The sequence below is a fragment of the Flavobacterium fragile genome, assembly GCF_023634865.1.
GTDB lineage: Bacteria > Bacteroidota > Bacteroidia > Flavobacteriales > Flavobacteriaceae > Flavobacterium > Flavobacterium fragile.
Window position 1 is genome coordinate 102,872 of the sequence record NZ_JAMLJN010000008.1, and the last position, 7,925, is coordinate 110,796.

Sequence of the window (7,925 nt, forward strand, 5' to 3'; positions counted from 1 at the left end):
TAAACATCTTACAAAATATTTCTACTTTTTTTTAGTTTAATATGTAATAGAAAAGTATCTTTATTGCAAATTAATTTTTAACGATTAACTTTAAGTGTAAATTTATATGATGATTTATTTTTTACAAACTCAAATAGACACGATTGCACAAAGTGGTGCAGAAGTTCTAGAAAAAAAACCAATTGATACTGAGGTTTCTGTTTTAGAATTTGTTTTCAAGGGTGGTGTCTTTTTAATTCCAATAGCAATTTTATTCTTTTACACGATTTACTTAATTATAGAGAGATACTTGTATATTAGTAAATCTGCTAAAAACGACGCTTATCTACTTAAAGAAGTACGAACTCATTTAAATAATGGAAATTTAGAATTAGCAGTAGGAGCAACAGAAAGAATTGACAGTGCAACTGCAAGAGTAGTTAAAGAGGGAATTCTTACAATAGGCCGACCAATCTCTGAAATTGAATCTAATATGGAGCGTTCTGCCCAAATTGAATTGGGGCAAATGGAAGAAAAAATGGGACATCTAGGATTAATTGCTGGTATGGCGCCAACACTTGGATTTGTTGGAACTATTGGGGGTGTAATTAAAATTTTCTATAGTATTTCAATTACAGAAGACATAAGTATTGGTAATATTTCAGGAGGTCTATATGAAAAAATGATTTCATCAGGAGCAGGACTTATTGTGGGTCTTTTTGCTTATGCAGGTTATCATTTATTAAATGGCAAAATCGACCATTTTATGTTAAATGTACAAAAACAAGTTTTAGAATTCGTAAATATAATTCAAAGACCTCATGGCAATTAAAAGAAACAGGAGATTTCATGCAGAAGTTCATGCGTCATCAATGAGTGACATCATGTTCTTTTTGCTTTTGTTTTTTCTAATTATTTCTACATTGGCAAATCCTAATGTAATTCGCATGACTTTGCCAAAATCTAAAACTAATGAAAAAACAAATAAACAATTAATTACTATATCTGTAACAGAAGAGAAACGCTTTTACATAGATAAGCAAGAAACATCTTTTGAAAATTTAGAAAAAGAATTACTAGCTCAAATAGATCCAAACAAAGAGCAAACTGTAGTAATTAGAATTCCTTTTAATATGCAAGTACAAGATTTAGTTGATGTTTTACAAATAGGAGTCAAAAACAATCTAAAGTTTGTGATTGCTACAAACCCTAACTAATAAAAGAAAAGACCAACAAATGTTGGTCTTTTCTTTTATAACAGTTATACTACTCTATTCAGAAATTGTAAAGTTGTATATAATATTCCCTCTTTGTGTTTCAGGTGCGCTCTCACTAGCCTGCCATTTTGTATTTAATGCAGCTATTTTAGCTTGATCTAATAAACACTTAGCTGTATTCGTAGTTCCTTTTACACCTGCAACGGCGCTAATAGTTCTTCCTGTTTTATCAACCTGAACTTCCACAACTACTTTACCAGTTTCGTTACAGACATATTTTGGAGCAGGTTTTACTAATGCTTTTCTATTTCCAAGAGAATATCCAATCCCCCCTCCGCTTCCATTTCCTGAACCAGGGCCATATCCGTCACCGTCTCCAGTTCCGACACCTTTACCATTACCACCCCCAGATCCTCCACCAGACCCTCCATCTCCGTAGTAATCTGAAGAACTTAAACTCCCCTTTTTATCTCCTTTATTACCGGCAACATTATCATCACCATCTCCCCCTTTATTTTTTCCATTAAGAATGTTAGCCAAAGCTGAATTTTTCTTAACTGGATCTACTTTACTCTCACTTGGTTTAACTTCTTTTTTTACAACTTCATTTGTTTTTTCTTTTGAAGGAGTTTTGATAACAGATGGAATATCATCAGTGTTATCTTGAGTAATAATATCTTCAGCAGAGACTGATTCGGAACTAGCTATTACCTTATGATTAGTAACATCTAAAACTTCACTCGTAAAATTATCTCCCGAACCTAAGTCACTATCCCCAAAATTCACCTCTATTCCACCACCACCTCCTCCTTGAGCGATAATTAACTCTTTAATATTTGAGGGAGGCCAAAATCGAATAGAAAATAAAATCAATACAATTGAAAGAAATGAATAAGTACTCAGTATAAAAGAACGTCTTTCATCTGGAATATCACTTTTTTGAAGTTGCTTGTATAAAACAAAAAATAATACTGTTAACAAAACCGTTAGTAGTAACGATAACGGGACGTATTCAGTTAAGAGTTCTAGTAAATTACCTTTTCTTCTCATAGACATAACATTAATAGTCTTATAACGTATATATTAGTTAAAATTATACAATTTTTATGCCTTTTTAACTTTAAAAAACAAAAAACCTATAATCCCTGATAAAAATGATGCCGCTAATATCATGAACTTAGCATTATTAATAATAGCATTATCATCAAAAGCTAAAAGCGTTATAAAAATCGACATGGTAAAACCAATACCAGCCAAAGCCCCAACACCAATTATTTTTATCCAATTCAAATCTTTAGGCAATTGCGTTAATCCAAGTGCAACTGCTGTGAAAGTAAACAAGAAAATACCAAGCGGTTTTCCTACAGCTAATCCTAAAATAATACCTAAAGAATAAGGTTCTGTAAAATTATTTATCCAGTCTGAACCTATAACTATTGCTGTATTACACAATGCAAATAAAGGTAGTATTATAAAATTAACGGGCTTATGTAAAAAATGTTGTAATTTATAAGATATCGATTTTTCACTTCCATCCTGAAAAGGTATCGCAAAGGCCAAAAGTACTCCTGTAATTGTTGCATGAACCCCTGAACTTAACATAAAATACCACATAAAAACACCCGCAACTAAATATATCCAAAGATTATAAACCTTCATTCTGTTTAAAATCAATAGTCCACCAAAAATGGATAAAGAAATTAAGAGATTCGTCAAAAAAAGTGTTTTGGTATAGAATAAAGCGATAACAATAATTGCTCCTAAATCATCAATAACAGCCAAAGCCGTTAAAAAAACCTTCAATGAATTTGGAACATTCTTTCCTACTAATGATAAAATTCCTAATGCAAAAGCAATGTCAGTTGCCATAGGAATACCTATACCAGACTGTGTTTTGGTGCCAAAATTAAACAACAAGAAAATCAAAGCTGGAAAAAGCATACCACCTAAAGCACCTGAAAGTGGCAAAATAGCATCTTTTATCTTTGATAGTTCCCCCTTGTAAACTTCTCGTTCTAATTCTAATCCAATCATCAAAAAGAAAATCGCCATTAGACCATCATTGATCCAATATTCAAAACTATGATTTGCTATAGGATAATGCCATATATCAAAATAATTTTGAGCTATTGCAGAATTGGAAATTAACAACGAAAAAGCGGTACAGACTAATAAAATTAATCCGCCCGCTTTCTCGCTTTCAAAAAAAGAGTTGAAAAGTTTTGTTAGCTTCATTACACTAATTGTTTAAGCGCAATTTCAAATGCAGTCGCGCTGATATTCTTTTTATCAGCATTTAAAGCATGTGCTTTTTCAATTGCATTTTTAATGGTATACGAAGTATCCGAGAAAATAGCCTCATCTGTCATCTGAATTTTCTGTTCCATAAAATAAGCAAAAACCCTAGCCATTCCACAATTTGCAATGAAATCAGGAATCAAACTTACTTTTTTATCAGTTTCTTCCATAATTGGTCCGAAGAAAATTTCTTTATCTGCAAATGGAACGTTTGCCCCACTTGAAATAACTTCTAATCCAGAAGCCACCATTTTATCTACTTGCTCTTTAGTAACTAATCTAGACGCCGCACAAGGAGCAAAAACCTGAGCACCAATAGACCAAATTTTCTCATTGATTTCCTCAAACGGAATCATGTTATCTGCTACTAATTTATTTCCGTCTTTATTTAAAAATAATGTTCTAATTTCTTCGAATGAGAATCCATTTTCGTTGATAACACCACCATCTCTATCGATGATTCCAACCACTTTTGCTCCCATTTGTGACAAATAATAAGCAGCAGCAGAACCTACATTTCCAAAACCTTGAACAATAGCTTTCTTACCTTTCACATCACCTCCGTAAATATCGTAATAATGACGAACGGCTTGAGCAACACCATATCCAGTAATCATATCTGCTACGGTATATTTTTTTTCTACATCAGGAGAGAAATTTGGATTTTCAATCACTTTAATAACTCCTTGACGTAATTGACCAATTCTATTGATTTTTTCAGCTTCCGATGGTTTAAAATGTCCGTTGAAAACTCCTTCTTGTGGATGCCAAATACCACAATTTTCTGTCATTGGAATTACTTCATGAATTTCATCTACATTTAAATCACCTCCCGTACCATAGTAACTTTTTAACAAAGGAGAAACAGCTTTGAACCATCTTTCTAAAACTCCTTTTTTTCTAGGATCACTTGGATCAAAATTGATTCCTGATTTAGCGCCACCAATTGCTGGTCCCGAAACTGAAAACTTAACTTCCATCGTTTTTGCTAAAGAAAGTACTTCGTTCATATCTAACCCTTTACGCATACGAGTTCCACCTCCTGCAGCACCTCCTCTTAACGAGTTGATTACTGTCCATCCCTCTGCTTCAGTTTCAGAGTCTTTCCAATTAAATACGATTTCTGGTTCTTTGTTTTCAAATTTCTTTAATAAATCTTTCATTGTGTCGGTTAAATTTTATTCGTTTTACAAATATACATAATCTGTTTAAGCACTAAAGCCTAAACTCCTTTTTTTAGTTTTATATAACATTTACATGTAGACTTTTCCAGAAGAATGATTTTTGCTAGCTCCTGTTACTGAAGACAATACATTAATTTCATTTCGCAATCGTAAAACACCCAAAAAACCAAAAATAAGCGCTTCTTTAAATTGAATGGTTTTATCATCAGGAATTACTACCTTAGTTGTAGGCAAATAACTACGTAATCTTTCAATTAAAAATTGATTATAAGCTCCTCCTCCAGTTATAAATAATTTCGCATTTGATTTTGAACATATTTTCGAAATTTGAACAGCAATATGTTCTACAAATGTGCAAAGTTTGTCTTTTACATCAATTGAAAACGAGTTTATCAAAGGAAAAATTTCCGCGTTCACGAATTCCATTCCCAATGATTTTGGATATGGTGATTTGTAAAATTCCAAATCATTCAATTGTTGCAATAACTCTTGATTTATGTTTCCAGATTTTGCAAAATTTCCAGCATCATCATACGGAAAACCTAATTCATTCGCATAGAAATTTAAAACGGTGTTTACGGGCGAAATATCAAAAGCAATTCGTTTTCCATTTTCATTAAAGGAAACATTCGAAAATCCACCTAAATTCAAACAATAATCATATTCCGAAAAAAGTAATTCATCTCCAATCGGAACTAATGGTGCGCCTTGACCTCCCAATTGTACATCTTGCACTCTAAAATCGCAAACAATGGTTTGATTAACTAAATCACGAATCATTGGAAGATTTCCAATTTGAAGTGTAAATCCGTTTTGTGGTTGGTGTAAAATAGTATGACCATGACTACAAACGGCGTCAATTTCGGTCAGCTTATGTTTGGAAATAAATTCAGAAATTATGGAAGCTAGAAGTTTTGTGTAAGCGACATTCAATTCTTCTAATTCTGATGGACTAAAATGAATCGCATTTTTCAATTTAATAAGCCATTCTTCGGAATACGAAACGGTTTCGGATTGAAAAATTTCAAACGTCCAACAATCTGAATGTTTGAATTTTATATAGGCTAAATCGACACCATCTAAGGATGTGCCCGACATAACTCCGATAACGTTGTAGTTTTCTTTAAACATGGGTTAAAATTACAAATTGTTATTGAAAATTTGGTAATTAATCTTTACATTTGGTTCCTGAAATTACAAAATAATCAAACATTACATCTAAATAATATGGATTTTAAATTAACCGAAGAGCATTTAATGATTCAGCAAGCTGCTAGAGATTTTGCTCAAACAGAATTATTACCTGGAGTTATTGAAAGAGACGAACATTCTATCTTCCCTACAGAGCAAGTTAAGAAAATGGCTGAGCTAGGTTTTATGGGAATGATGGTTGATCCAAAATACGGAGGAGCTGGATTAGACAGTTTATCATACGTTTTGGCAATGGAAGAAATTGCAAAAGTGGATGCTTCTGCAGCGGTTATCATGTCGGTAAACAACTCATTAGTTTGTGCTGGTTTGGAAAAATATGGTTCAGAAGAGCAAAAAGTAAAATATTTAACGCCACTTGCTAAAGGTGAAAAAATTGGAGCTTTCTGTTTATCAGAGCCAGAAGCAGGTTCAGATGCTACTTCGCAAAGAACTACTGCTATCGATATGGGCGACCATTATTTAGTAAACGGAACTAAAAACTGGATTACAAACGGTGGAACCGCTTCTACTTATTTAGTAATTGCTCAAACCGACGCTTCAAAAGGACACAAAGGAATAAACGTTCTTATTGTAGAAAAAGGAATGCCAGGTTTTGAAGTAGGTCCAAAAGAAAAGAAAATGGGAATCCGTGGTTCAGACACACATACCTTATTATTTAACGATGTAAAAGTTCCAAAAGAAAATAGAATTGGTGCTGACGGATTTGGATTTGCGTTCGCTATGTCAACTTTAAACGGAGGGCGTATTGGAATTGCATCACAAGCGTTAGGAATTGCACAAGGAGCTTATGAATTAGCATTGAAATATTCTCAAGAGCGTGTTGCTTTTGGAAAACCAATTTTCAACCACCAAGCAATTGCTTTCAAATTAGCCGATATGCACGTTAAAATCACATGTGCTAGATTGTTAATTCACAAAGCAGCAACAGAAAAAGACAATGGTGAAGATATTGCACATTCTGGTGCTATGGCTAAATTATATGCTTCTGAAATCGCATTAGAAGTTGCTAACGAAGCCGTACAAATTCACGGAGGAAACGGTTATGTAAGTGAATACCATGTAGAACGAATGATGCGTGATGCAAAAATCACTCAGATATATGAAGGAACTTCAGAAATTCAAAGAATTGTTATTTCAAGAGGTTTAGTAAAATAGTCTAAAATAAATAATTTACTAAAGGAGTTCAACTTAATTGCTGAACTCCTTTTTTTATTATCTTTAAAATAAAAATGCTATTTGAAAATTGGAAAGAAAATCTAGAACCCTTAATTGATAAATATAAAGGAAGAAAGCATCCTCTAAACTATAACAATACCTATCAATTACTGATAATGGTGATTTTGTCAGCTCAGGATTCGGATGCGAATATTAATAATATCACTATTCCTTTTTTTGAAAAATTTCCTAATCTTGAAAGCATTTCAAATTCAAGCATTGAAGAGATAACTCCATACTTTAAAAAAGTTAAAAATTATCCAACAAAAACAATATGGATATTTGAATTAGCTAAACTTCTAAAAACTGACAATAATATCCCAACAAACCTAACAGAATTAATTGATTTGAAAGGTATTGGAAGAAAATCTGCGAATGTAATATTGAGAGAAACCAATCAAAAAGCAGAAGGTATAATAGTTGATTTACATGTTATTAGAGTTGTGCCGAGAATTGGTTTAACACCAAAATATGAAGACGGAAATAAAATCGAAAAACTATTAATACAACAACTCCCTTATGAAATTTGGAATGAAATTGGAATGGCTTTCTCATTTTTAGGAAGAGAAATTTGCCGACCAACCAATCCAAAATGTGATGATTGCCCGATAAATATACATTGTAACTATTTTAAAAACTTAAACCAATAAAAACAATCAACCTATTGAGTTGCTTGTTTCAAAAATTTCACAAAACAAAAAACCCCTCATCGAATGATGAAGGGTTTTCAAAAAAAAGGCGGCGACATACTCTCCCACATAAATGCAGTACCATCTGCGCAGTCGGGCTTAACTTCTCTGTTCGGAATGGGAAGAGGTGA

General features: G+C 32.8%; 8 protein-coding genes and 1 rRNA gene. 4 read left to right on the forward strand and 5 right to left on the reverse strand.

Annotated features, from left to right (window positions below; genetic code table 11):
• The first annotated feature begins 109 nt into the window (after positions 1–109).
• Together NAT47_RS10260 and NAT47_RS10265 are read left to right on the forward strand one after the other, a co-directional pair.
• Positions 110–811, forward strand: a complete 702-nt coding sequence (locus NAT47_RS10260; protein WP_250582457.1) for a MotA/TolQ/ExbB proton channel family protein — start codon at positions 110–112, stop codon at positions 809–811.
• The gene (locus NAT47_RS10265) at positions 801–1,196 is read left to right on the forward strand and encodes an ExbD/TolR family protein (RefSeq protein ID WP_250582459.1); all 396 of its coding nucleotides are present in this window, start codon (positions 801–803) and stop codon (positions 1,194–1,196) included. Before NAT47_RS10260 ends, NAT47_RS10265 begins: the two co-directional genes overlap by 11 nt.
• A gap of 54 nt (positions 1,197–1,250) precedes the next feature.
• Here the strand turns inward: NAT47_RS10265 and NAT47_RS10270 are convergent, their stop codons facing one another.
• The 4 genes from NAT47_RS10270 to NAT47_RS10285 form a co-directional block, all read right to left on the reverse strand.
• A complete protein-coding gene (locus NAT47_RS10270) occupies positions 1,251–2,246 on the reverse strand; it encodes an energy transducer TonB (protein WP_250582460.1) in 996 nt (331 codons plus the stop codon).
• Between the two features lie 54 nt (positions 2,247–2,300).
• Positions 2,301–3,431 carry a Na+/H+ antiporter NhaA gene (gene nhaA, locus NAT47_RS10275; protein ID WP_250582462.1) on the reverse strand — a complete coding sequence of 377 codons (1,131 nt, stop codon included), beginning with the start codon at positions 3,429–3,431 and terminating at the stop codon, positions 2,301–2,303.
• Complete coding sequence (locus tag NAT47_RS10280; protein ID WP_250582464.1) at positions 3,431–4,657, reverse strand: Glu/Leu/Phe/Val dehydrogenase dimerization domain-containing protein; 1,227 nt, start codon at positions 4,655–4,657, stop codon at positions 3,431–3,433. The genes nhaA and NAT47_RS10280 overlap by 1 nt, the downstream gene beginning before the upstream one ends.
• Positions 4,658–4,747: 90 nt before the next feature.
• Positions 4,748–5,809 (reverse strand): anhydro-N-acetylmuramic acid kinase, encoded by a 1,062-nt coding sequence (locus NAT47_RS10285; protein WP_250582466.1) that lies wholly within the window; start codon positions 5,807–5,809, stop codon positions 4,748–4,750.
• Between the two features lie 96 nt (positions 5,810–5,905).
• Here NAT47_RS10285 and NAT47_RS10290 point away from each other — a divergent pair, with 96 nt between their 5' ends.
• Positions 5,906–7,045 (forward strand): acyl-CoA dehydrogenase, encoded by a 1,140-nt coding sequence (locus NAT47_RS10290; RefSeq protein WP_250582468.1) that lies wholly within the window; start codon positions 5,906–5,908, stop codon positions 7,043–7,045.
• 74 nt (positions 7,046–7,119) lie between these two features.
• Complete coding sequence (locus tag NAT47_RS10295) at positions 7,120–7,755, forward strand: endonuclease III domain-containing protein (RefSeq protein ID WP_250582470.1); 636 nt, start codon at positions 7,120–7,122, stop codon at positions 7,753–7,755.
• Between the two features lie 83 nt (positions 7,756–7,838).
• On the opposite strand, the gene rrf is transcribed toward NAT47_RS10295, so the two are convergent.
• Positions 7,839–7,925 (reverse strand): 5S ribosomal RNA (gene rrf / locus NAT47_RS10300); the annotation flags it as partial.

Coding starts and splice junctions, on each gene's coding strand:
- NAT47_RS10260 (WP_250582457.1), top strand. CDS start 110: ATGATTTATTTTTTACAAACTCAAATAGACACGATTGCACAAAGTGGT.
- NAT47_RS10265 (WP_250582459.1), top strand. CDS start 801: ATGGCAATTAAAAGAAACAGGAGATTTCATGCAGAAGTTCATGCGTCA.
- NAT47_RS10270 (WP_250582460.1), bottom strand. CDS start 2,246: ATGAGAAGAAAAGGTAATTTACTAGAACTCTTAACTGAATACGTCCCG.
- nhaA (WP_250582462.1), bottom strand. CDS start 3,431: ATGAAGCTAACAAAACTTTTCAACTCTTTTTTTGAAAGCGAGAAAGCG.
- NAT47_RS10280 (WP_250582464.1), bottom strand. CDS start 4,657: ATGAAAGATTTATTAAAGAAATTTGAAAACAAAGAACCAGAAATCGTA.
- NAT47_RS10285 (WP_250582466.1), bottom strand. CDS start 5,809: ATGTTTAAAGAAAACTACAACGTTATCGGAGTTATGTCGGGCACATCC.
- NAT47_RS10290 (WP_250582468.1), top strand. CDS start 5,906: ATGGATTTTAAATTAACCGAAGAGCATTTAATGATTCAGCAAGCTGCT.
- NAT47_RS10295 (WP_250582470.1), top strand. CDS start 7,120: ATGCTATTTGAAAATTGGAAAGAAAATCTAGAACCCTTAATTGATAAA.